Source organism: Streptomyces sp. NPDC056361, from assembly GCF_042262805.1.
Taxonomy (GTDB): domain Bacteria; phylum Actinomycetota; class Actinomycetes; order Streptomycetales; family Streptomycetaceae; genus Streptomyces.
This window is the reverse complement of the sequence record NZ_JBHJQI010000004.1, coordinates 59,044-78,077: the sequence shown is the minus strand read 5'-3', so window position 1 is coordinate 78,077 and position 19,034 is coordinate 59,044. Positions and strand designations below refer to the sequence as shown.

The 19,034-nt window shown below is 71.4% G+C and carries 23 protein-coding genes; 6 read left to right on the top strand and 17 right to left on the bottom strand.

Annotation, left to right across the window (positions count from 1 at the left end; translation table 11 throughout):
- Positions 1 to 7: 7 nt before the first annotated feature.
- Positions 8 to 721, bottom strand: a complete 714-nt coding sequence (locus ACFCY7_RS02355; protein WP_376480569.1) for an antibiotic biosynthesis monooxygenase — start codon at positions 719 to 721, stop codon at positions 8 to 10.
- A 52-nt stretch (positions 722 to 773) separates the two neighbouring features.
- Between ACFCY7_RS02355 and ACFCY7_RS02350 the strand changes: the two genes are divergently transcribed.
- Together ACFCY7_RS02350 and dapA are read left to right on the top strand one after the other, a co-directional pair.
- The gene (locus tag ACFCY7_RS02350) at positions 774 to 1,259 is read left to right on the top strand and encodes a GNAT family N-acetyltransferase (RefSeq protein ID WP_376480568.1); all 486 of its coding nucleotides are present in this window, start codon (positions 774 to 776) and stop codon (positions 1,257 to 1,259) included.
- A gap of 152 nt (positions 1,260 to 1,411) precedes the next feature.
- Positions 1,412 to 2,296, top strand: coding sequence for a 4-hydroxy-tetrahydrodipicolinate synthase (gene dapA, locus ACFCY7_RS02345; RefSeq protein WP_376480567.1), 885 nt, complete (start codon positions 1,412 to 1,414; stop codon positions 2,294 to 2,296).
- Here the strand turns inward: dapA and ACFCY7_RS02340 are convergent.
- The 4 genes from ACFCY7_RS02340 to ACFCY7_RS02325 form a co-directional block, all read right to left on the bottom strand.
- The gene (locus tag ACFCY7_RS02340) at positions 2,275 to 2,493 is read right to left on the bottom strand and encodes a hypothetical protein (RefSeq protein WP_376480566.1); all 219 of its coding nucleotides are present in this window, start codon (positions 2,491 to 2,493) and stop codon (positions 2,275 to 2,277) included. The genes dapA and ACFCY7_RS02340 overlap by 22 nt on opposite strands.
- A gap of 77 nt (positions 2,494 to 2,570) precedes the next feature.
- Positions 2,571 to 3,554 (bottom strand): 2,3,4,5-tetrahydropyridine-2,6-dicarboxylate N-succinyltransferase, encoded by a 984-nt coding sequence (gene dapD / locus ACFCY7_RS02335; RefSeq protein ID WP_376480565.1) that lies wholly within the window; start codon positions 3,552 to 3,554, stop codon positions 2,571 to 2,573.
- Positions 3,555 to 3,598: 44 nt separating this feature from the next.
- Positions 3,599 to 4,201: a TetR/AcrR family transcriptional regulator gene (locus ACFCY7_RS02330; protein WP_376480564.1), complete on the bottom strand. Its 603-nt coding sequence runs from the start codon at positions 4,199 to 4,201 to the stop codon at positions 3,599 to 3,601.
- On the bottom strand, positions 4,201 to 4,521 hold the full coding sequence (locus tag ACFCY7_RS02325) for a DMT family transporter (protein WP_376480563.1): 321 nt from the start codon (positions 4,519 to 4,521) through the stop codon (positions 4,201 to 4,203). Before ACFCY7_RS02325 ends, ACFCY7_RS02330 begins: the two co-directional genes overlap by 1 nt.
- A gap of 83 nt (positions 4,522 to 4,604) precedes the next feature.
- Between ACFCY7_RS02325 and ACFCY7_RS02320 the strand changes: the two genes are divergently transcribed.
- Positions 4,605 to 5,669: an oxidoreductase gene (locus ACFCY7_RS02320; RefSeq protein ID WP_376480562.1), complete on the top strand. Its 1,065-nt coding sequence runs from the start codon at positions 4,605 to 4,607 to the stop codon at positions 5,667 to 5,669.
- A gap of 52 nt (positions 5,670 to 5,721) precedes the next feature.
- Here the strand turns inward: ACFCY7_RS02320 and ACFCY7_RS02315 are convergent, their stop codons facing one another.
- From ACFCY7_RS02315 to ACFCY7_RS02280, 8 genes are all read right to left on the bottom strand, one after another.
- Complete coding sequence (locus tag ACFCY7_RS02315) at positions 5,722 to 6,060, bottom strand: metal-sulfur cluster assembly factor (RefSeq protein WP_017238620.1); 339 nt, start codon at positions 6,058 to 6,060, stop codon at positions 5,722 to 5,724.
- Positions 6,057 to 6,518, bottom strand: coding sequence for a Fe-S cluster assembly sulfur transfer protein SufU (sufU, locus tag ACFCY7_RS02310; RefSeq protein ID WP_017238621.1), 462 nt, complete (start codon positions 6,516 to 6,518; stop codon positions 6,057 to 6,059). Before sufU ends, ACFCY7_RS02315 begins: the two co-directional genes overlap by 4 nt.
- Before the next feature lie 10 nt (positions 6,519 to 6,528).
- Complete coding sequence (locus ACFCY7_RS02305; protein ID WP_017238622.1) at positions 6,529 to 7,797, bottom strand: cysteine desulfurase; 1,269 nt, start codon at positions 7,795 to 7,797, stop codon at positions 6,529 to 6,531.
- On the bottom strand, positions 7,794 to 8,558 hold the full coding sequence (sufC, locus tag ACFCY7_RS02300; RefSeq protein WP_365218980.1) for a Fe-S cluster assembly ATPase SufC: 765 nt from the start codon (positions 8,556 to 8,558) through the stop codon (positions 7,794 to 7,796). The genes ACFCY7_RS02305 and sufC overlap by 4 nt, the downstream gene beginning before the upstream one ends.
- A 7-nt stretch (positions 8,559 to 8,565) precedes the next feature.
- Positions 8,566 to 8,883 (bottom strand): bifunctional 3-phenylpropionate/cinnamic acid dioxygenase ferredoxin subunit, encoded by a 318-nt coding sequence (locus ACFCY7_RS02295; protein WP_017238624.1) that lies wholly within the window; start codon positions 8,881 to 8,883, stop codon positions 8,566 to 8,568.
- Positions 8,883 to 10,064, bottom strand: a complete 1,182-nt coding sequence (gene sufD, locus ACFCY7_RS02290; protein WP_376480561.1) for a Fe-S cluster assembly protein SufD — start codon at positions 10,062 to 10,064, stop codon at positions 8,883 to 8,885. The genes ACFCY7_RS02295 and sufD overlap by 1 nt, the downstream gene beginning before the upstream one ends.
- 65 nt (positions 10,065 to 10,129) lie before the next feature.
- Entirely contained in the window at positions 10,130 to 11,545 is a 1,416-nt protein-coding gene (gene sufB, locus ACFCY7_RS02285; RefSeq protein WP_376480560.1) for a Fe-S cluster assembly protein SufB, read from the bottom strand.
- A complete protein-coding gene (locus ACFCY7_RS02280; protein WP_376480559.1) occupies positions 11,542 to 12,267 on the bottom strand; it encodes a helix-turn-helix transcriptional regulator in 726 nt (241 codons plus the stop codon). The genes sufB and ACFCY7_RS02280 overlap by 4 nt, the downstream gene beginning before the upstream one ends.
- Positions 12,268 to 12,437: 170 nt before the next feature.
- On the opposite strand from ACFCY7_RS02280, the gene ACFCY7_RS02275 reads away from it, so the two are divergent.
- The 3 genes from ACFCY7_RS02275 to ACFCY7_RS02265 all read left to right on the top strand — a co-directional run bounded on the left by ACFCY7_RS02275 (position 12,438) and on the right by ACFCY7_RS02265 (position 15,171).
- Positions 12,438 to 13,364 carry an ABC transporter ATP-binding protein gene (locus ACFCY7_RS02275; protein ID WP_376480558.1) on the top strand — a complete coding sequence of 309 codons (927 nt, stop codon included), beginning with the start codon at positions 12,438 to 12,440 and terminating at the stop codon, positions 13,362 to 13,364.
- Positions 13,361 to 14,128 (top strand): ABC transporter permease, encoded by a 768-nt coding sequence (locus ACFCY7_RS02270; protein WP_376480557.1) that lies wholly within the window; start codon positions 13,361 to 13,363, stop codon positions 14,126 to 14,128. The genes ACFCY7_RS02275 and ACFCY7_RS02270 overlap by 4 nt, the downstream gene beginning before the upstream one ends.
- A gap of 74 nt (positions 14,129 to 14,202) precedes the next feature.
- Positions 14,203 to 15,171, top strand: coding sequence for a heme A synthase (locus ACFCY7_RS02265; protein WP_376480556.1), 969 nt, complete (start codon positions 14,203 to 14,205; stop codon positions 15,169 to 15,171).
- Positions 15,172 to 15,249: 78 nt separating this feature from the next.
- Here the strand turns inward: ACFCY7_RS02265 and ACFCY7_RS02260 are convergent, their stop codons facing one another.
- From ACFCY7_RS02260 to ACFCY7_RS02245, 4 genes are all read right to left on the bottom strand, one after another.
- Positions 15,250 to 16,200: an immunity 49 family protein gene (locus ACFCY7_RS02260; protein WP_376480555.1), complete on the bottom strand. Its 951-nt coding sequence runs from the start codon at positions 16,198 to 16,200 to the stop codon at positions 15,250 to 15,252.
- 12 nt (positions 16,201 to 16,212) lie between these two features.
- A complete protein-coding gene (locus ACFCY7_RS02255; protein WP_376480554.1) occupies positions 16,213 to 17,325 on the bottom strand; it encodes an amidohydrolase family protein in 1,113 nt (370 codons plus the stop codon).
- 70 nt (positions 17,326 to 17,395) lie between these two features.
- On the bottom strand, positions 17,396 to 17,716 hold the full coding sequence (locus tag ACFCY7_RS02250) for a hypothetical protein (RefSeq protein WP_376480553.1): 321 nt from the start codon (positions 17,714 to 17,716) through the stop codon (positions 17,396 to 17,398).
- Positions 17,717 to 17,821: 105 nt separating this feature from the next.
- Positions 17,822 to 18,769: a heme o synthase gene (locus ACFCY7_RS02245; RefSeq protein ID WP_033208848.1), complete on the bottom strand. Its 948-nt coding sequence runs from the start codon at positions 18,767 to 18,769 to the stop codon at positions 17,822 to 17,824.
- Between the last annotated feature and the right edge of the window lie 265 nt (positions 18,770 to 19,034).

Sequence of the window (19,034 nt, the reverse complement as noted above, 5' to 3'; positions counted from 1 at the left end):
CGACCGGTCACACGCCCGCGCTCAGGCTGAGCGCGGGCGTGTACCGCCGCACCCGGGCGCCCACGAGCCCCGGGTACGCGTGCACCCGCTTCCAGGCCCCGCTCTGCCGGCCGTCGTCCGCGAGCCACTCCTCATGGGCCTCCTCGCTCTCCCACTCGGCGTAGTTCAGGACCCGGCCGCCGTCGACCGACAGATGGAACCGGCCGCCGATCCCGCCGGACACCCGCCCCGCCGCCGCGTCCTCGTCCAGGGCGGTGAACACGCTGTCCACCCAGTCCTCCCTGCGCCCCTCCGCGGGCCCGTCGAAGTCGGCCTCGACGATCACGACGACCCCGGGCAGCTCCCCCGTGCCCGTCCCGCCGCGGACGGCGGAACGATGGATCGGCCCGTAGCGGCGGAGCTCCACCCGCTCGATGCCGGGCACGGCGGCGTCGATCTCGGCGTTCCGGTCGTCTCGGTAGGTGCGGACGAAGTCGTCGTAGGCCTGCTGCTCGGTCCACTGCGAGTAGTGCAGCAGCGTGTCCCCGTCGGTCCCGACGGCGACGCTGTACGACAGCAGGCCGAGGTCCGGCCACCCTCGGCTCTCCCAGGCGGTCCTGATGGCCTCGACGGCCGCGCGCTGGCGCTCGGGGGTGCCGACCCGCCAGGTGCTGACGAGGACGGCGCCGACTCCGGGGCGGTGGAGGTCGGGACGGGCATCGGGGCGTGCGACGGCGTTCATGGGGGGGTCTCCTCCTGCTCGGTGCGGATGGTCCGACCCTCCTCCCTCAACCATGCTTGAGGTCAAGGGAGTCCTCCGTGCGAGACTCGACCCCGTGATCCTTCGCCCCGCCACCCGCGCCGAACTCCCCGCCGTCCTCGCCCTCCTCGCCGACGAGGAGGCGGTCGTGGACCCCGCGTCGATCACCGTGACCGAGGCGTACGAGCGGGCCTTCGCCGACATCGAGGCCGATCCGCGCAACGAGATGCTGGTCCTGACGGACGACGGCCTCGTCCTGGGCTGCCTCCAGGCCACGTACATCCCGGGTCTCGGCAAGGGCGGCGCCGAACGGGCCCTGATCGAGGCGGTCCGGATCAGGGCCGACCGGCGCGGCGGCGGTCTCGGCCGGGAGCTGATGGAGCGGGCCGTGGCGCGCGCGAGGGAGCGCGGCTGCGCGCTCGTCCAGCTGACCAGCGACAAGCGGCGGGCGGACGCCCACCGCTTCTACGCCTCCCTGGGCTTCGCCCCGAGCCACGACGGATTCAAGCGGGCGCTCTGAGCCCCCGCCGGCCGAGGAGGCGTCCGCCGCCGTCCACCAGGAGCACCTCGCCGACACCGATGACCCGCCCCACCGTCCTTCAGCAGTGCTTACTCCTCGAACCAAGAAGGTCTAAGTGGACCTACACGGTCGGGTGTGCCCAGACTGGTCGCATGACTCCTGCACGTCCTTTCGGCCGCGCCCTCTGCGCGATGATCACCCCGTTCGCCCCCTCCGGCGCGCTCGACCTCGACGCCGCGGGCGAGCTGGCCGTGCGGCTCGTGGCGGAGGGCTGCGACGGGCTGGTCCTCAGCGGGACCACCGGCGAGTCGCCGACCACGAGCGACGCCGAGAAGGCCGCGCTGGTGCGGGCCGTCCGGGCGGCGGTCGGTCCCGGCCCGTCGCTCGTCGCGGGCGTCGGCACCTCCGACACGCGGCACACCGCCGAACTGGCCCGGCAGGCCGAACGGGCCGGGGCGGACGGGCTGCTCGTCGTCACCCCGTACTACAGCCGCCCGCCCCAGGCGGCGGTCGAGGCGCACTTCCTGAAGGTGGCGGACGCGACCGGCCTGCCGGTGATGGTCTACGACATCCCCGGCCGCACCGGCACCCGCGTCGAGCCCGCGACGATGCTGCGGCTCGCCGCGCACCCGCGGATCGTGGCGGTGAAGGACTGCGCGTACGACCTGCTCGGCTCGGCCCGGGTCATCGCGGAGGGCGGGCTCGCGTACTACTCGGGCTCCGAGGAGCTCAACCTGCCGCTGTACGCGGTCGGCGGCGCGGGCTACGTCAGCACGGTGGCGAACGTGGTGCCGCGTCAGCTGCGGGCGGTCCTGGACGCCTTCGACGCGGGCGACACCGCGGGGGCGGCCCGGCTCAACGCCCGGCTCCTGCCGCTCACCGAGCTGATGATGAACGCGGGCCTGCCGGGCACGGTCACCGCCAAGGCGCTGCTCGGCGGCCCGGTGCGGGAACCGCTGCAGCCCGCCGACCGGGAGGCGGTCGACGGGCTGCGGGCGGCGTACGAGGCGCTGGTTCAGGCGGAGTCGGTGGTGTAGGTCCTGCCGAGGATCGCGGCGTGCTCCAGGACGTCCTCCAGCGGGTCGTCGATCTGCCCGGTGTGGAGCGAGAGGCTGGGCCCGTTCGTCACGGTGGGCCCGTGGTGCGTGTGCGTCTCGTCCGCCAGGGCCGTACCGGCCGGCAGCAGGACCGCCGCCATCGTGAGCACCCCGACGACCGTGGGCTTCGTCCTCATGTCGACTCCTCGCCTTGTCTGCGTGCAGTGACTCTGCGTCATGCCTAACGACCTCCGTCGACGCAGAGTCACCTGCGTCAGTTGTGGCTGTGGAGGATGTCGTTCAGGCCGCCCCAGACCGCGTTGTTCGGGCGGGCCTCGACGGCGCCGGTGACCGAGTTGCGGCGGAAGAGGATGTTCGAGGCGCCGGAGAGCTCGCGGGCCTTCACGACCTGGCCGTCGGGCATGCTGACCCGGGTGCCGGCGGTGACGTACAGGCCGGCCTCGACGACGCACTCGTCGCCCAGCGCGATGCCGACGCCCGCCTCGGCGCCGATCAGGCAGCGCTCGCCGATCGAGATGACGACGTTGCCGCCGCCCGAGAGGGTGCCCATGGTGGAGGCGCCGCCCCCGATGTCGGAGCCGTTGCCGACGACGACACCGGCGGAGATCCGGCCCTCGACCATGGAGGTGCCGAGGGTGCCGGCGTTGAAGTTGACGAAGCCCTCGTGCATGACGGTGGTGCCGGCGGCGAGGTGGGCGCCGAGGCGGACGCGGTCGGCGTCGGCGATGCGGACGCCGGCGGGCACGACGTAGTCGGTCATGCGCGGGAACTTGTCGATCGAGGTCACCTGGAGGTGCAGGCCCTCGGCGCGGGCGTTGAGGCGCACCTTCTCGATGTCGTCGACGGCGACCGGGCCGAGCGAGGTCCAGGCGACGTTGGCGAGCAGGCCGAAGACGCCGTCCAGGCTCTGGCCGTGCGGCTTGACCAGCCGGTGGCTGAGCAGGTGCAGACGCAGGTACGCGTCGTGGGCGTCGAGCGGCTTGTCGTCGAGCGAGGCGATCACGGTGCGGACGGCGACCACCTCGACGCCGCGGCGGGCGTCCACGCCGAGGGCCTTGGCGGCGCCCTCGCCGAGGGCGTTGACGGCCTCGTCGGGGGTGAGCCGCCCGGTGCCGGCGGGGCCGGGCGCGTCGGTCAGCTCGGGAGCGGGGAACCAGGTGTCGAGAACGGTGCCGTCGCCGGAGATGGTGGCGAGGCCGGCGGCGACGGCGCCGGTGGTACGAGGAGCAGTGGTCATGACGGAAAACCTAACCGTCGGGCCCCCGCCCGGGCCAACCGGTCTCAGGTGTCGGTCGAGCGCGTGGGGGGTTCCGACGAACCCCCCGCGACGCCTTTCGGGTCTTCGTTCAGGACCCGCGCCAGCATCTCGCGCGCGAAGGCCTCGTCGTACGCGCGGTCGGTGAGCAGCACCTGGAGGCCGATGCCGTCCATGAGCGCGACGACGGCGCGGGCGGTGACCGGGTCGGTGCGCGGGGCCAGGGCCGCGGCGACGTCCTCGGCCCACTCGGCGGCGACCGGGCGCAGCGCGGGCCGGCGGAGGGCGGCGAGGTAGAGCTCGTACTCCAGCTCCACGCGCGCGCGTTCGCCGCCCAGCCACTCGCCGAGGAGCCGGGCGAGGGCGGCGGCGAGGTCCCCGTCCGGCGCGGTGATGCCGGGGCTCTCCCGCAGCAGCCGCCCGAAGCCCTCGTTGGCCTTGCGCAGCGCGGCGACGAGGAGTTCGTCGAGGGAGCCGAAGTGGTACGTGGTGGAGCCGAGCGGCACGTCGGCCTCGGCGGCCACGGTGCGGTGGCTCAGACCGGCGATGCCGGACCGTCCGGCGACCCGGAGGGCCGCGTCCACGATCCGCTCGCGCCGCTCGGGATCGTACCGCCGCGCGCGGGCCATCAGTGCGCCCCGCCGAGGTTGAGGACGGCGACCCCGGCGATGATGAGGACGAGTCCGGCGATCTTGGCCGGGGTGAGGCTCTCGCCGAGGAAGAGGAAGCCTATGGCGGCGACGGCGGCGGTGCCGACGCCGGACCAGATGGCGTACGCGGTGCCGACCTGGAGCGTCTTGAGCGCCTGCGCCAGGAGCGCGAAGGCGATCACGTAGCCCGCGCCGGTGACCAGCGAGGGCCAGAGCTTGGTGAAGCCGTCGCTGTACTTCATCGAGGTGGTGGCGAGGATCTCCGCCACGATGGCGCCCGCCAGCAGTCCGTATCCCATGTGGACGACCGTACACACCGCTGCGTACGCCCGTACGCATTTATTCGCACGGGCGTGCGCACGGGACCGATACGGTGTCCCGCATGACGTATCCCCCAGGTCCGCCCTACGGCTACGGTTACCCGCCGCCGCCCCCGCCGCCGAAGCCCGGCGTGATACCCCTGGCGCCGCTTTCCCTCGGGACCATCCTGTCCGGAGCCTTCGCCACCTTCGGCCGGCACTGGAAGCAGCTGCTCGGCGTGACCGGGGCCGTCTACGGCGCGGCGCTGCTGGTCGTCGGGGCGGCGCTCGGCATCGCGTACGCCGCCGTCGGCGACCTCTTCTCGGCCGTGTTCGACGTGCCGTCGGGCCAGGACCCGCACTGGGACGACGTCCGCCCGCTGATCGTCGCCTTCGTCTGCGTCTGGCTCGTCGCGATGCTCGTGATGGTCTGCGCCAACGGCGTCGTGGCGGCGGCCGTCCCGGCCGTGCTCCAGGAGGCCGTCCTCGGCAGGCCCCTCGCCTTCGGCACGCTCTGGCGCCGCTCCTGGGCCCGGATGCCGTCCGTCCTGGGCACGGTACTGCTGACGAGCCTGGCCGTGGCGATCCCGGTCGCACTCGTCGTGGTGGCCTTCGTCGGCACGTTCGCCGCGCTCCTCGCGACCGCCGCCGACTCCTCGGACAACCCCGAGAACGGGCTGTGGATCATCCCCGTGGTCGCCGTCGTCGCGGCCCTGCTCATCACCCCGCTCGCGCTCTGGATCTGGGTGAAGTTCAGCCTGGCCCCGGCGGCGGCGGTGATGGAGGGTCAGGGCGCCATCGCCTCGATGCGCCGCTCCTCGTTCCTGGTCCGCGGCTCCTGGTGGCGCATCTTCGGCACACTGCTCCTCGTCGGCCTGATGGCGTCCGTGGCGAGCTGGGTGATCCAGCAGCTGCTCTCCCTGCTGCTCTCGGTCCCCATGGCGGCCCTCGACTTCTCCGGCGACGACCCCGGCGCCCTCATCGCCGCCTTCGCCGTCCTCTTCGTCTTCCTCGCCGTGGGCCAGCTCGTCAGCCAGGCGATCGTCTCCCTGTTCCCGCCGCTCGTCACCGGCCTCCTCTACGTCGACCAGCGCATCCGCAAGGAGAACCTCGCCCCGGAGCTCGCCCGGGCCGCCGGACTCCTCTGAGCACGCGAAACGGCCGTGCCCCGAAGGGCACGGCCGTTCACCCGCGGACGGGTCAGACGTTGAAGCCGAGCGCGCGCAGCTGCTCGCGACCGTCGTCCGTGATCTTGTCCGGGCCCCACGGGGGCATCCAGACCCAGTTGATCTTCAGCTCGTTGACGATGCCGTCCGTCGCGGACTTCGCCTGGTCCTCGATCACATCGGTCAGCGGGCAGGCCGCCGACGTCAGGGTCATGTCCAGCGTCGCGACGTTCGAGTCGTCGATGTGGATGCCGTAGATCAGGCCCAGGTTGACGACGTCGATGCCCAGCTCGGGGTCGACGACGTCGTACAGCGCCTCACGGACTTCTTCCTCGGAGGCCGGCTTCATCGTGGCCTCGGCGTTCTCGGTCATGCCGACTTCCTCTCCGCGTCGCCCAGCGCCTGGGCCGTCGCGTCCTTCCACGCCATCCAGCTGAGCAGCGCGCACTTCACACGGGCCGGGTACTTGGAGACTCCGGCGAACGCGACCGCGTCCTCCAGGATCTCCTCCATCGCGTCGTCGGGCTCGATCTGGCCCTTGGACTGCATCAGCTCCAGGAAGGTGCCCTGGATCTTCTGCGCCTCGGCCAGCTCCTTGCCGACGAGCAGCTCGTTGAGGACGGACGCCGAGGCCTGGCTGATCGAGCAGCCCTGGCCCTCGTACGACACGTCCTCGATGCGCGAGCCGTCGTACTTCACGCGGAGCGTGATCTCGTCGCCGCACGTCGGGTTGACGTGGTGCACCTCGGCGTCGCCGTCCCGAAGACCGCGCCCGTGCGGGTGCTTGTAGTGGTCCAGGATGACGTCCTGGTACATCGAATCGAGCTTCACGAGCCGTCCCCTAGCCGAAGAAGTTCCGTACGTGCTCCAGACCCTCGACCAGGGCGTCGACCTCGGCCGGGGTGGAGTACAGATAGAACGACGCCCGCGTGGTCGCAGGAATTCCGTACCGCAGGCAGACCGGCCGCGCGCAGTGGTGGCCGACCCGGACCGCGATGCCCTGCTCGTCGAGGACCTGGCCCACGTCGTGCGGGTGGATGTCGCCCAGCGTGAAGGAGATCGCCGCGCCGCGGTCCTCGGCCGTGGTGGGGCCGATGATCCGCAGGTCGGGCACCTCCTGGAGGCGCCGGACGGCGTACTCGGTGATCGCGTGCTCGTGGCGCGCGATGTTCTCCATGCCGATCGCCGACAGGTAGTCCACGGCCGCGCCGAGGCCGACGGCCTGGGCGATCGGGGGCGTACCCGCCTCGAACTTGTGCGGGGCCGGCGCGTACGTCGAGGAGTGCATCGAGACGGTCTCGATCATCTCGCCGCCGCCGAGGAAGGGCGGGAGGTCCTCCAGGAGCTCCTGCCGTCCCCACAGCACGCCGATGCCGGTCGGACCGCACATCTTGTGGCCGGTGAAGGCCACGAAGTCGGCCTGGAGCGCCTGCACGTCCAGGACCATGTGCGGGGCCGCCTGGGAGGCGTCGATGCAGACGAGCGCACCGACCTCCTGGGCGCGGCGGATGATCGTCTCCACCGGGTTGATCGTGCCCAGCAGGTTCGAGACCAGCGTGAACGAGACGATCTTGGTCTTCTCGGTGATGACCTCTTCGATGTTCGAGAGGTCGAGACGGCCGTCGTCGGTGAGGCCGAACCACTTCAGCTTCGCGCCCGTGCGCTGCGAGAGCAGCTGCCACGGCACGATGTTGGAGTGGTGCTCCATCTCCGTGATGGCGATCTCGGTCTCGTGGTCCACGCGGTAGGGCTCGTCGGCCCAGCCCAGCATGTTGGCCACGAGGTTGAGCGACTCCGAGGCGTTCTTGGTGAAGATCACCTCGTCGCGGCTCGGCGCGTTGATGAAGGCCGCGACCTTGTCACGGGCGCCTTCGTACAGCGCCGTCGCCTCCTCGGCGACCGTGTAGACGCCGCGGTGGACGTTGGCGTTGTGGCGCTCGTAGTACGTGTTGAGCGCGTCGAGGACCTGCCGCGGCTTCTGCGAGGTCGCCGCGGAGTCGAGGTACACGATCTTCTTGCCGTCGTGGACCACGCGATCCAGGAGCGGGAAGTCCTTGCGGATCGCCTCGGTGTCGAGGAGGCCGGAGAGCCCCAGATGGGCAGAAGTCACGCGGACGCGCCACCCTTCACGTACTTGTCGTAGCCCTCGTTCTCGAGCTGGTCGGCGAGCTCGGCGCCACCGGACTCGGCGATGCGACCGTTCGCGAAGACGTGCACGAAGTCGGGCTTGATGTAGCGCAGGATGCGCGTGTAGTGGGTGATCAGCAGGGTGCCGACCTCGCCGGTCTCGCGGACGCGGTTGACGCCCTCGGAGACGATGCGGAGCGCGTCGACGTCCAGGCCGGAGTCGGTCTCGTCGAGGATCGCGATCTTCGGCTTGAGGAGCTCCAGCTGCAGGATCTCGTGGCGCTTCTTCTCACCGCCGGAGAAGCCCTCGTTGACGTTGCGCTCGGCGAAGGCCGGGTCCATCTGGAGCTGCTCCATCGCGGACTTGACCTCCTTCACCCAGGTGCGCAGCTTGGGGGCCTCGCCGCGGACGGCGGTGGCGGAGGTGCGCAGGAAGTTGGAGACCGAGACGCCGGGGACCTCGACCGGGTACTGCATGGCGAGGAAGACGCCGGCGCGGGCGCGCTCGTCGACCGACATCTCCAGGACGTCCTCACCGTCGAGGGTGACGGTGCCGCCGGTGACCGTGTACTTCGGGTGGCCGGCCAGGGAGTACGCCAGGGTCGACTTGCCGGAGCCGTTGGGGCCCATGACGGCGTGGGTCTCGCCCTGCTTGATGGTCAGGTCGACGCCCTTGAGGATCTCGCGGGGGCCGTTCTCCGCATCGACGGAGACGTGCAGGTCGTGGATTTCAAGCGTAGCCATGGGTGACTCAGGACTCCTGGGTGACGGAGACGAGCACATCGTCCCCTTCGATCTGTACGGGGTATACGGGGACGGGGCGCGTCGCGGGAAGGCCGGAGGGCTTGCCGGTGCGCAGGTCGAAGCTGGACCCGTGCAGCCAGCATTCGATGGCGCAGTCCTCCACCTCGCCCTCCGAGAGGGAGACGTTCGCGTGCGAGCAGATGTCGTTGATCGCGAACACCTCGCCCTCGGTGTGCACGAGGGAGATCGGCGTGCCGTCGACCTCGACCCGCTTCGGGGTGTCGGCCTCCAGCTCGCTCAGCGCGCAGACTCGGACGAAGGCCATCAGACGGAGGCCTCCAGCTCGGCCTCGATCTTGGCGATCAGGCGCTCCTGGACGTCGGGCAGACCGATCTGCTGGACCAGCTCGGCGAAGAAGCCGCGGACGACGAGGCGGCGGGCCTCGCCCTCCGGGATGCCGCGGGCCATCAGGTAGAAGAGCTGCTCGTCGTCGAAGCGGCCGGTGGCCGAGGCGTGACCGGCGCCGGCGATCTCGCCGGTCTCGATCTCCAGGTTCGGCACGGAGTCGACCCGGGCACCGTCCGTGAGGACCAGGTTCCGGTTGAGCTCGTACGTGTCGGTGCCCTCGGCGGCGGCCTGGATGAGCACGTCGCCGATCCAGACGGCGTGCGCGTCCTGGCCCTGCAGCGCGCCCTTGTAGGCCACGTTGGACTTGCAGTGCGGGGTGTTGTGGTCGACCAGGAGGCGGTGCTCCTGGTGCTGCCCCGCGTCGGTGAAGTACAGACCGAAGAGCTCGGCCTCGCCGCCCGGAGCCGCGTAGGAGACGCGCGGGTGGATGCGGACGACGTCGCCGCCGAAGGTGACGACGACCGACTTGAAGGAGGCGTCGCGGCCGACCAGCGCGTTGTGCTGGGCGACGTGGACGGCGTTCTCGTCCCAGTCCTGGACGGAGACGACCGTGAGCTTCGCGCCGTCGCCGAGGACGTAGTCGACGTTGGCGGCGAGGACGGCGTCACCGGTGTGGTCGATGACCACGACGGCCTCGGCGAAGGCGCCGAGCTCGATCACCTGGTGGCCGAAGGCGACCCCGCCGACGCCGTGCACCGCGATGCGGATCGGCTCGGTGAGGACGGCCTCCTTGGCGACGGTGACGACCGAGGCCTTCTCGAAGGACGTGTACGCCTGGGCGGCGACGCGGTCGACGGGCGTGCCGGCCTTGCCGAGCCGCTCGTCGTCGCGGCCGACGGTCTCCACGGTGACGCCCTCGGGGGCCTCGATCTCGACCTTGACGCCCTCGCCGGAGGCGACCGCGGTGCCGTCGTGGAGGCCGCGCAGGCGCGCCAGCGGCGTGAAGCGCCACTCCTCTTCACGGCCGTGCGGGACGGGGAAGTCCGCGACGTCGAAGGACGGGGGCGCGCTCATGCGCGTGGCGACGGTGGACTCTGCGGCCACCGCGATCGAGCCCGCGGTGGTCGAGCCCGCGGGGATGTTCTGAGCCTCAGCCATGGCTGTCGTGTTGCTCTCTTCCTGCGTAAAAGAAAATCAGTCGCTGCGTGGGTGGGGCGGGGCTGCTAGCCGACCGCGCCTTCCATCTGCAGCTCGATCAGCCGGTTGAGCTCCAGGGCGTATTCCATCGGCAGCTCCTTGGCGATGGGCTCGACGAAGCCTCGAACGATCATCGCCATCGCCTCGAACTCGGTGAGGCCGCGGCTCATGAGGTAGAAGAGCTGGTCCTCGGAGACCTTGGAGACGGTGGCCTCGTGGCCCATGGAGACGTCGTCCTCGCGCACGTCCACGTAGGGGTACGTGTCGGAGCGGGAGATGGTGTCGACGAGCAGCGCGTCGCAGAGCACGTTCGACTTGGCGCCGGGGGCACCCTCGCCGATCTCGATGAGACCGCGGTAGGAGGTGCGGCCGCCGCCTCGCGCCACCGACTTGGAGACGATGTTGGAGGAGGTGTTCGGGGCCATGTGGACCATCTTGGCGCCGGCGTCCTGGTGCTGGCCCTCGCCCGCGAAGGCGATGGAGAGGGTCTCGCCCTTGGCGTGCTCGCCCATCAGGTAGACGGCCGGGTACTTCATGGTGACCTTGGAGCCGATGTTGCCGTCGACCCACTCCATGGTGGCGCCCTCGTAGGCGACGGCGCGCTTGGTCACCAGGTTGTAGACGTTGTTCGACCAGTTCTGGATGGTCGTGTAGCGGCAGCGGCCGCCCTTCTTGACGATGATCTCGACCACGGCGCTGTGCAGCGAGTCCGAGGAGTAGATCGGGGCGGTGCAGCCCTCGACGTAGTGGACGTAGGCGTCCTCGTCGACGATGATCAGCGTCCGCTCGAACTGGCCCATGTTCTCCGTGTTGATGCGGAAGTAGGCCTGGAGCGGGATCTCGACGTGCACGCCCTTCGGCACGTAGATGAACGAGCCGCCGGACCACACGGAGGTGTTCAGGGAGGCGAACTTGTTGTCGCCGACCGGGATGACGGTGCCGAAGTACTCGCGGAAGAGTTCCTCGTGCTCCTTCAGCGCGGTGTCGGTGTCGACGAAGATGACGCCCTGCTCCTCCAGGTCCTCGCGGATCTGGTGGTAGACGACCTCGGACTCGTACTGGGCCGCGACACCGGCGACGAGGCGCTGCTTCTCCGCCTCGGGGATGCCGAGCTTGTCGTACGTGTTCTTGATGTCCTCCGGCAGGTCCTCCCAGGACTCGGCCTGCTTCTCGGTGGACCGGACGAAGTACTTGATGTTGTCGAAGTCGATGCCGGAGAGGTCGGAGCCCCAGGTCGGCATGGGCTTCTTGTCGAAGAGCCGCAGACCCTTGAGACGGAGCTTCAGCATCCACTCGGGCTCGTTCTTCTTCGAGGAGATGTCGCGGACGACGTCCTCGTTGAGTCCACGCTTGGCGGTGGCACCGGCCGCGTCGGAGTCGGCCCAGCCGTACTCGTACCGACCCAGGCCCTCAAGCTCGGGGTGGCTGATCTCGGTGGTCATGCGGGGTTCCTCCCGGCCGTGCTGACAGATGCTGATGAACTGGTCTGTGGGGTGCTGTGCGGGATGAACGTGGTGCAGACGCCGTCACCATGCGCGATGGTGGCCAGACGCTGGACGTGCGTTCCCAGGAGGCGGGAGAAGAATTCCGTCTCCGCCTCACACAGCTGGGGGTACTGCTCGGCGACGTGGGCGACCGGGCAGTGGTGCTGGCAGAGCTGCTCGCCGACCGGCGCGTTCCGCGCAGTGGCAGCGTACCCGTCCGCCGTCAAGGCCTTGGCCAGCGCCTCGGTCCGCTGCGCGGGCTCGGCCGACTCGACGGCCTCGCGGTAGGCGCCCGCCTGGGCCTCGATCCGGTCGCGGGCGAAGGCGGCGACGGCCGCCTCCCCTCCGGCGTTGCGCTCGATCCAGCGGAGCGCCTCGACGGCGAGGGAGTCGTACGACTGGTCGAAGGCGTCGCGGCCGCCGTCGGTGAGCGCGAAGACCTTCGCCGGGCGGCCGCGGGCGCGGGTCCCGTAGACGCGCTTCTCCCGGGCTTCGACGACGCTCTCGGCGACCAGCGAGTCGAGGTGGCGGCGGACGGCGGCCTGGGTGAGGCGGAGCCGTTCGGCCAGGTCGGCGACGGTCGAGGGACCATGGTCCAGGATCGACCGCGCGACCCGGTTGCGCGTCGAACGCTCTCGGGTCGCGAGTTCCTCCACCGGAGCCGCGCCAACGTTTTTCACAACGCCATTGTTGCGTAATTAATCAGGGACTGACAAGCCGCGCCCGAATCGACGACGGTGCCGTGCATCACTCAGGTAAGGCTTACCTGACCTGCGAAAACGATCATTCGTAGGACGAATGGACGGCCCCGCGCCAGGAGGACCCCCACCCCCTCTCTAGACTTCCGCCCATGGGAAATGAGTCCGTCGTCCAGGTACGTGGCCTGGTCAAGCGGTACGGAAGCAAGACCGCCGTCGACGGCCTCGACCTCGACGTGCGGGCGGGCACCGTCACCGCCGTCCTCGGCCCCAACGGGGCCGGCAAGACCACCACCATCGAGACCTGCGAGGGATACCGACGTCCCGACGCCGGCACCGTCCGCGTCCTCGGGCTCGACCCGATCGCCGACGCGGCCGCGCTGCGCCCCCGGATCGGCGTGATGCTCCAGTCCGGCGGCGTCTACTCCGGCGCCCGCGCCGACGAAATGCTCCGCCACATGGCGAAACTGCACGCCCACCCCCTCGACGTCGACGCCCTGATCGAGCGGCTCGGCCTCGGATCCTGCGGCCGCACCGCCTACCGGCGCCTCTCCGGCGGCCAGCAGCAGCGCCTCGCGCTCGCCATGGCCGTCGTCGGCCGCCCCGAACTCGTCTTCCTCGACGAACCCACCGCCGGCCTCGACCCGCAGGCCCGACGCGCCACCTGGGACCTCGTGCGCGAGCTCAGGGCCGACGGAGTGAGCGTGGTCCTCACCACCCACTTCATGCAGGAGGCGGAGGACCTCGCCGACGACGTCGCCATCATCGACGCCGGCCGGGTCGCCGCCCAGGGCAGCCCCGAGGAGCTGTGCCGCGGCGGCGCCGAGAACACCCTGCGCTTCACCGGCCGCCCCGGCCTCGACCTCGGCTCCCTGCTCAAGGCGCTGCCCGACGGCTCCGCCGCGGCGGAGCCGCTCCCCGGCACGTACCGGATCACCGGCTCCGTCGACCCGCAGCTGCTCGCCACGGTCACCAGCTGGTGCGCCCAGCACGGCGTCATGCCCGACGGCATCTCCGTCGAGCGCCACACCCTCGAAGACGTCTTCCTGGAACTCACGGGCAAGGAACTGCGGTCATGAGCACGGGCACCTACTCCCCCAGGCCGGGCGCGGCGCCCGTCGGCCGCATGATCGCGGCGCAGACGGCCCTGGAGACCCGGATGCTGCTGCGCAACGGCGAGCAGCTCCTCCTCACGGTGATCATCCCCTCGCTGCTGCTCGTCCTCTTCTCCACGGTCGACATCATCGACACGGGCGCCGACAAGGCCGTCGACTTCCTCGCCCCCGGCGTCCTCGCCCTCGCCGTCCTGTCGACCGCCTTCACGGGCCAGGCCATCGCGACCGGTTTCGAGCGCCGGTACGGGGTCCTCAAGCGCCTCGGAGCGTCCCCGCTCCCCCGCTGGGCCCTCATGACGTCCAAGACGCTCGCCGTCCTGGTCACCGAGGTCCTCCAGGTAGCGCTCCTGACAGCGATCGCCCTGGCCCTCGGCTGGTCCCCGGAGGGCAACCCCGCCTCCGTCCTGCTGCTCCTGGTCCTCGGCACGGCCGCCTTCTCGGGCCTCGGCCTGCTGATGGCGGGCACCCTCAAGGCGGAGGCCACGCTGGCCGCCGCCAACCTGGTCTTCCTGCTGCTCCTGGTGGGCGGCGGGGTCATCGTGCCGCTGGACAGGTTCCCCGAGCCGGCCCGCTCGGTCCTGGAGCTGCTCCCGATCTCCGCCCTCTCGGACGGCCTGCGGGACGTCCTCCAGAACGGCGCGGCGATGCCCTGGGGCGACGCGCTGGTCCTGGCCGTCTGGGCGGTCCTCGGCCTCGGCGCGGCGGCGAAGTTCTTCCGCTGGGAGTAGCCGAAGCGGCTCAGAGGGTGACGTTTCCCGACAAGGCACCCCCTCGTGAAAGCGTGCACAAGCCCCGGCCTACGATGGAGCCCGTGCTGACCCCCCTCGCCTCCATCGCCCGGCGCTGGACGCCGTCCCCCCGGACGCTCCGGCGCGCCGCGCTCTCCGCCGTCGTGATGAGCGTCCTCATCATCGTCACGGGTGGCGCGGTCCGGCTGACCGGTTCCGGTCTCGGCTGCGACACCTGGCCGAAGTGCACCGACGACAGCCTCATCGTGACGCCCGAGCAGGGCTACCGCGGCGCCATCGAGTTCGGCAACCGGATGCTGACGTACGTCCTGTCGGCGGCCGTCGGCTGGGCGATCGTCGCCGCCCGGTCCACCAAGCCGTGGCGCCGGAACCTGACCCGCTGGGCCTGGGCGCAGTTCTGGATCGTGATGAGCAACGCCGTGATCGGCGGCATCACGGTGTGGATGGGCCTCAACCCGTGGACGGTGGCCGGCCACTTCCTGGCCGCGAACTCGCTGCTCACCGTGGCGGTCATCACCTGGCACCGGGCCGGCGAGGGCGACACCGCCCCGCGGCCGCGCGTGCCGCGCCCGGTCCGCAAGCTGTCCTGGGCGATCACGATCACCGCGGGTCTGCTGATCGTGCTCGGCACGACGGTGACCGGCGCCGGCAAGCACGCCGGCGACAGCAGCGACGTCCCGCGCATGCCGTGGGACTGGACGAACGCCGCCCACGTCCACGCGATCGCCGCCTGGGTCGTCTGCGCGCTGGCGCTCGCCATGTGGCTGGTCCTGCGCGTGGTGGACGCCCCGGACGACACCCGGGCCCGCGCCCGCGACCTGCTGGTCGTGCTGCTCGCCCAGGGCGCCATCGGATACGTCCAGTACTTCACCGGCGTCCCCGAGCTGCTCGTCGCCGTCCACATGCTCGGCTCCTCGCTGATGTGGATCGCGGTGGTCCGGCTCGCCCTGAGCCTGCGCGAGCGCCCGGTCCCCACCCCGGAGATCCCGGCGCAGGCCGACTCCGCACTCGCGAGCGCCTGAGAACCCCCCGGACCGCCCGGACCCCCGCCCCACCGGCGGGCGTCCGGGCGGTTCGGCTTCGGGGTCCGGGCGGTTCGGCTATGCGGACACCGGCGCGCGGAGCAGCGCCCCCGGCAGGTAGCCCGAGCGGACGGCCGGCTCCCAGCCGTGCGCCAGGTGGGCGAGGGCGGCCAGGGCGACGGTCCCCACCGGCAGCAGGCTCCTCGGCTCGGGATCGGCGCCGACGCCCGCCCGGTGCGCGTCGAGCCGCTCCGCGAGGGCCCGGTCGAAGGCCGCGCGGTCGTCGTCGAGCAGGACGCGCAGCAGCCGCTGGTCCGGGCTCAGCGCCCCGGCCGCGTCGAGTCGCGCCGCCGCGGCCGCCAGCTCCTCCGCACCGGGCCGGCGCAGCGGCACCTCGCCGGGCACGGCACCGGGCACCGGGCCGTGCTCCACCGTGAGGTAGGCGCACAGGGCGTCCATCTCGGCGAGGTCCGCCGGCTCCGAGACCGAGTCGAAGCGCGAGTACGGAACGCCGGAGCGGATCGCGGGCGCGTAGTCCTCGTGGAGCAGCGGCCCGATCACCCGGCGGCGCTCCCAGGCCAGCCCGCTGATCAGGCAGAGCGCGAACGCGTCCACCCAGGTCCGCGCGGTGGGCACCCGGTGTCCCCGGTCCCAGCTCTCGTCGAAGAGCTGGTCGTCGCTGCTCAGGGTCTCCCCGGCGAGGGGCAGCGGGACGTCCCAGTCGCCTTCGGGGAAGCAGCCGATGCCCAGGATGCCGAGGGCGCACTCGGCTGCGGTGAGCAGCGCCGCGCGGGACGGGTCCGCGGCGAGCTCGGGGTCCTCCAGGGTGCTCGCCCCGACGTGGTCGAGGAGTTCGTCGCGGGCCTCCGCGAGGCCGGTCAGCGACATGCCGCTGCCGTACCGGAGGTCGTGCCAGCGGCCGAAGGTCCGCCTCCTGATGCCGTCGAGCGCCCGCTCGATCCTCGCCCCGTCGACCTCGTGCACGGTCGTCTCTCCCACGGCTGCCGCCTCCCCCATGATCGTTTCCATCTGCCGCGCACGCTACCAACGGGGGCTGACAGCGGGGCCCAGCCGGTAGACGCGGCGGGCGTTGTCGGCGGCGATCATGCCGGCGACGCGCCGGGCGTCCGTCCGGGACCAGGCGCCGTCGGCGACCCATTCGCCGAGCACCCGGGAGAGCGCGGACCGGAAGGCGCTCGCGGCGACCACGTGGAGTTCGGGCAGCGCGTGGGCGCCGCTGGAGAAGAGCAGCTTGCCGAACGGCGCCCGTTCCAGGACCTCGGCGAGCACGGCGGCCGCCCTGGCCCCGGTGTGGGCGAGGACGGGGCCGAGGTCCGCGTACACGTGCGCGTGGACGCCGGTCATCCACGCCGCCTCGCGGTGGTACGGGTACGCGTGGAGCAGCACGAGGTCGGCGCCGAGCCCCGCGGTGGCGGCGGCGAAGCCGTCGACGACGGACGGGTCCCGCTCCCCGGTGTGCAGCTGGAGGGGGCGCCCGGCGGCGACGGCGATCCAGAGCAGGTGGCGCAGCAGCACGGGGTCGGTGAGGCGGTCGCCGGCGGCGCGCCCGGCCAGCCAGCGGCCGGCGGCGCCGCGCACCTCGCCGGGGCCCGGCGCTTCGGGCGTGTGCGCGAGCCCTCGGCGCACGCCCGTCCCGGAGGCGAAGGCCACGGCGTGGGCGGCGGCGCCGTGGACGGCCTCGGAGAGGTTGGCGAGGAAGGCCTCGACGGTCCCCGAGGTGTCGGCGACCTGTTCGGCGAGGGGTTCGAGGCGGACGATCTCGTGGGCCTCGGCGGCGCCGGCGGCGGCGATCTCGGCCGGCCCCGTGAGGTCGCCGGGGCGCCCGGTGTCGACCAGGTAGGTGGTGATCCCGGAGGCGCGCAGGAGCCGGCGGCCCGCTTCGGCGGCGCCGAGTTCGCGGCGCCGGGCGAGGTAGCGGGCGGGCGGGCAGTGCGGTTCGAGGCCGAGCAGCGGCGGGCACCAGCGGCGTACGGCGAACCCGGTCTGGGTGTCGAAGAAGGTGGTGCCGGCGGCGGGCAGCACGGCGGTACCGCCGTGCTGGGCGCCGAGCCGGGCCTCGAAGGTGCCGAGGCCGAGTTCGGTGCGGAGCACCCCGTGGCAGTACTGGTCGACCAGGCTCGGCGTGTCGATCATCTCGGGGGGCTCCCTGTGTGGACGTGTCTCCACACGTCCTAACGGGTGAGCCCCGCGCGAGGTTGTTGCCTCAGCTGTTGGAGGGTCCGCCGATCTGGATACCGGCCATCCGGGTCCACTCGTACGGGCCGGTGGCGACCTTCGCGGCGAACTCGCCGTCGAACTCCTCGTGGAGGGTCAGGCCGGCCTTCTCGGCGGCCTGTCGCGCGACCTCGTAGGTCGGTGCCACCAGGTCGCCCCAGCCGCCGTCGGTGCCGACGAGGACGATCCGGGTGCCGGCCTGGCCGATGTGCGCGAGGTGTCCCTCGGAGCCGCCGTGCTCCTTGGAGAAGGCCTGGATCTCCTTGGCGAGCTTGGCCGCCTTGCGCTCTGCCTGCTTCGTTTCTGCCATGACAGGGATGCTACCGAGGGGTAGATCGAGTGGCGACGGCCGGGCCACGTGGCCTATCCCACGTGACCCGGCCGTCGACCGGAGATCTCAAACGAGCGGAGCGCGCTAGCGCAGGAACGGGTCCACCGCGACCGCCACGAAGAGCAGCGACACGTAGGTGATGGACCAGTGGAAGAGGCGCATCTCCTTGAGCTTGGCGCCGGTGGCGCCGTTCTTGGCGCGGTTGAGCAGGGCGTGCGCCTCCCAGAGCCACCAGCCGCCGGTGAGCAGCGCCACGGCGGTGTAGAACCAGCCCGTGTAGCCCAGCGGGGTGAGCAGCAGCGAGACGGCGACCATGACCCAGCTGTAGAGCACGATCTGCTTGGCGACGACCTTGTTGGAGGCGAGCACCGGAAGCATGGGCACGCCCGCGCGTGCGTAGTCGTCCTTCACCTTCATCGACAGCGGCCAGTAGTGCGGCGGCGTCCAGAAGAAGATGACGAGGAAGAGGATGACCGCGGCCCACGACATCGAGTTCGTGACGGCCGACCAGCCGATGAGGACCGGCAGGCAGCCCGCGATGCCGCCCCAGACGATGTTCTGGGCGGTGCGCCGCTTCAGGATCATCGTGTAGATCACGACGTAGAAGAGGAGGGCGCCCAGCGAGAGGGCGGCGGACAGCCAGTTGACGAGCAGGCCGAACCAGAGCGTGGAGACCACCGCGAGGGTGAGTCCGAAGACCAGTCCCTCGCGGGGCGTGAGCACGCCGGTGACCAGCGGTCGTTGGGAGGTCCGGTCCATCAGTGCGTCGATGTCGCGGTCGATGTACATGTTCAGCGCGTTCGCGCCGCCCGCCGACAGATAGCCGCCGAAGCAGGTGGCGAGCACCAGCCACAGGTCGGGCACGCCCTGCTCGGCGAGGAACATCACCGGGACGGTGGTGATGAGCAGAAGCTCGATGATCCGCGGCTTGGTCAGCGCCACGAATGCCTTGACGCGGGCCCCGAACGGCCGATGGCCCCCCGGGCTGGGAGTCAAGACGACCCCTGCGGGTCGGGACTCGACGGCCGTCACGCACACCCCTGACAGAGAAATTCCCAGCAAGCTCCCCGGATGAAGGCGGGGTGAAGCTTGCGCGTACCACGCCACTGTAGACGTTGCCCAGACGCCGATCTTCGCGGGGGTGGGGTCGTGTTGGAGGGGTACGTCCCAAGGGGTGGACGCCGTTCGGGAGGCGAAGTCCCACACCCGGCGGCAGTCTTGCTGTGTCTGCTCATTTGAGGGGCATGCACACGAAAAGAGGGGCGTTCCGGCGGGGGTAGGCTCGACAACGCCGGTA

Coding starts and splice junctions, on each gene's coding strand:
- ACFCY7_RS02355 (WP_376480569.1), bottom strand. CDS start 721: ATGAACGCCGTCGCACGCCCCGATGCCCGTCCCGACCTCCACCGCCCC.
- ACFCY7_RS02350 (WP_376480568.1), top strand. CDS start 774: ATGCTTGAGGTCAAGGGAGTCCTCCGTGCGAGACTCGACCCCGTGATC.
- dapA (WP_376480567.1), top strand. CDS start 1,412: ATGACTCCTGCACGTCCTTTCGGCCGCGCCCTCTGCGCGATGATCACC.
- ACFCY7_RS02340 (WP_376480566.1), bottom strand. CDS start 2,493: ATGAGGACGAAGCCCACGGTCGTCGGGGTGCTCACGATGGCGGCGGTC.
- dapD (WP_376480565.1), bottom strand. CDS start 3,554: ATGACCACTGCTCCTCGTACCACCGGCGCCGTCGCCGCCGGCCTCGCC.
- ACFCY7_RS02330 (WP_376480564.1), bottom strand. CDS start 4,201: ATGGCCCGCGCGCGGCGGTACGATCCCGAGCGGCGCGAGCGGATCGTG.
- ACFCY7_RS02325 (WP_376480563.1), bottom strand. CDS start 4,521: ATGGGATACGGACTGCTGGCGGGCGCCATCGTGGCGGAGATCCTCGCC.
- ACFCY7_RS02320 (WP_376480562.1), top strand. CDS start 4,605: ATGACGTATCCCCCAGGTCCGCCCTACGGCTACGGTTACCCGCCGCCG.
- ACFCY7_RS02315 (WP_017238620.1), bottom strand. CDS start 6,060: ATGACCGAGAACGCCGAGGCCACGATGAAGCCGGCCTCCGAGGAAGAA.
- sufC (WP_365218980.1), bottom strand. CDS start 8,558: ATGGCTACGCTTGAAATCCACGACCTGCACGTCTCCGTCGATGCGGAG.
- ACFCY7_RS02295 (WP_017238624.1), bottom strand. CDS start 8,883: ATGGCCTTCGTCCGAGTCTGCGCGCTGAGCGAGCTGGAGGCCGACACC.
- sufD (WP_376480561.1), bottom strand. CDS start 10,064: ATGGCTGAGGCTCAGAACATCCCCGCGGGCTCGACCACCGCGGGCTCG.
- sufB (WP_376480560.1), bottom strand. CDS start 11,545: ATGACCACCGAGATCAGCCACCCCGAGCTTGAGGGCCTGGGTCGGTAC.
- ACFCY7_RS02275 (WP_376480558.1), top strand. CDS start 12,438: ATGGGAAATGAGTCCGTCGTCCAGGTACGTGGCCTGGTCAAGCGGTAC.
- ACFCY7_RS02270 (WP_376480557.1), top strand. CDS start 13,361: ATGAGCACGGGCACCTACTCCCCCAGGCCGGGCGCGGCGCCCGTCGGC.
- ACFCY7_RS02265 (WP_376480556.1), top strand. CDS start 14,203: ATGGAGCCCGTGCTGACCCCCCTCGCCTCCATCGCCCGGCGCTGGACG.
- ACFCY7_RS02260 (WP_376480555.1), bottom strand. CDS start 16,200: ATGGAAACGATCATGGGGGAGGCGGCAGCCGTGGGAGAGACGACCGTG.
- ACFCY7_RS02255 (WP_376480554.1), bottom strand. CDS start 17,325: ATGATCGACACGCCGAGCCTGGTCGACCAGTACTGCCACGGGGTGCTC.
- ACFCY7_RS02250 (WP_376480553.1), bottom strand. CDS start 17,716: ATGGCAGAAACGAAGCAGGCAGAGCGCAAGGCGGCCAAGCTCGCCAAG.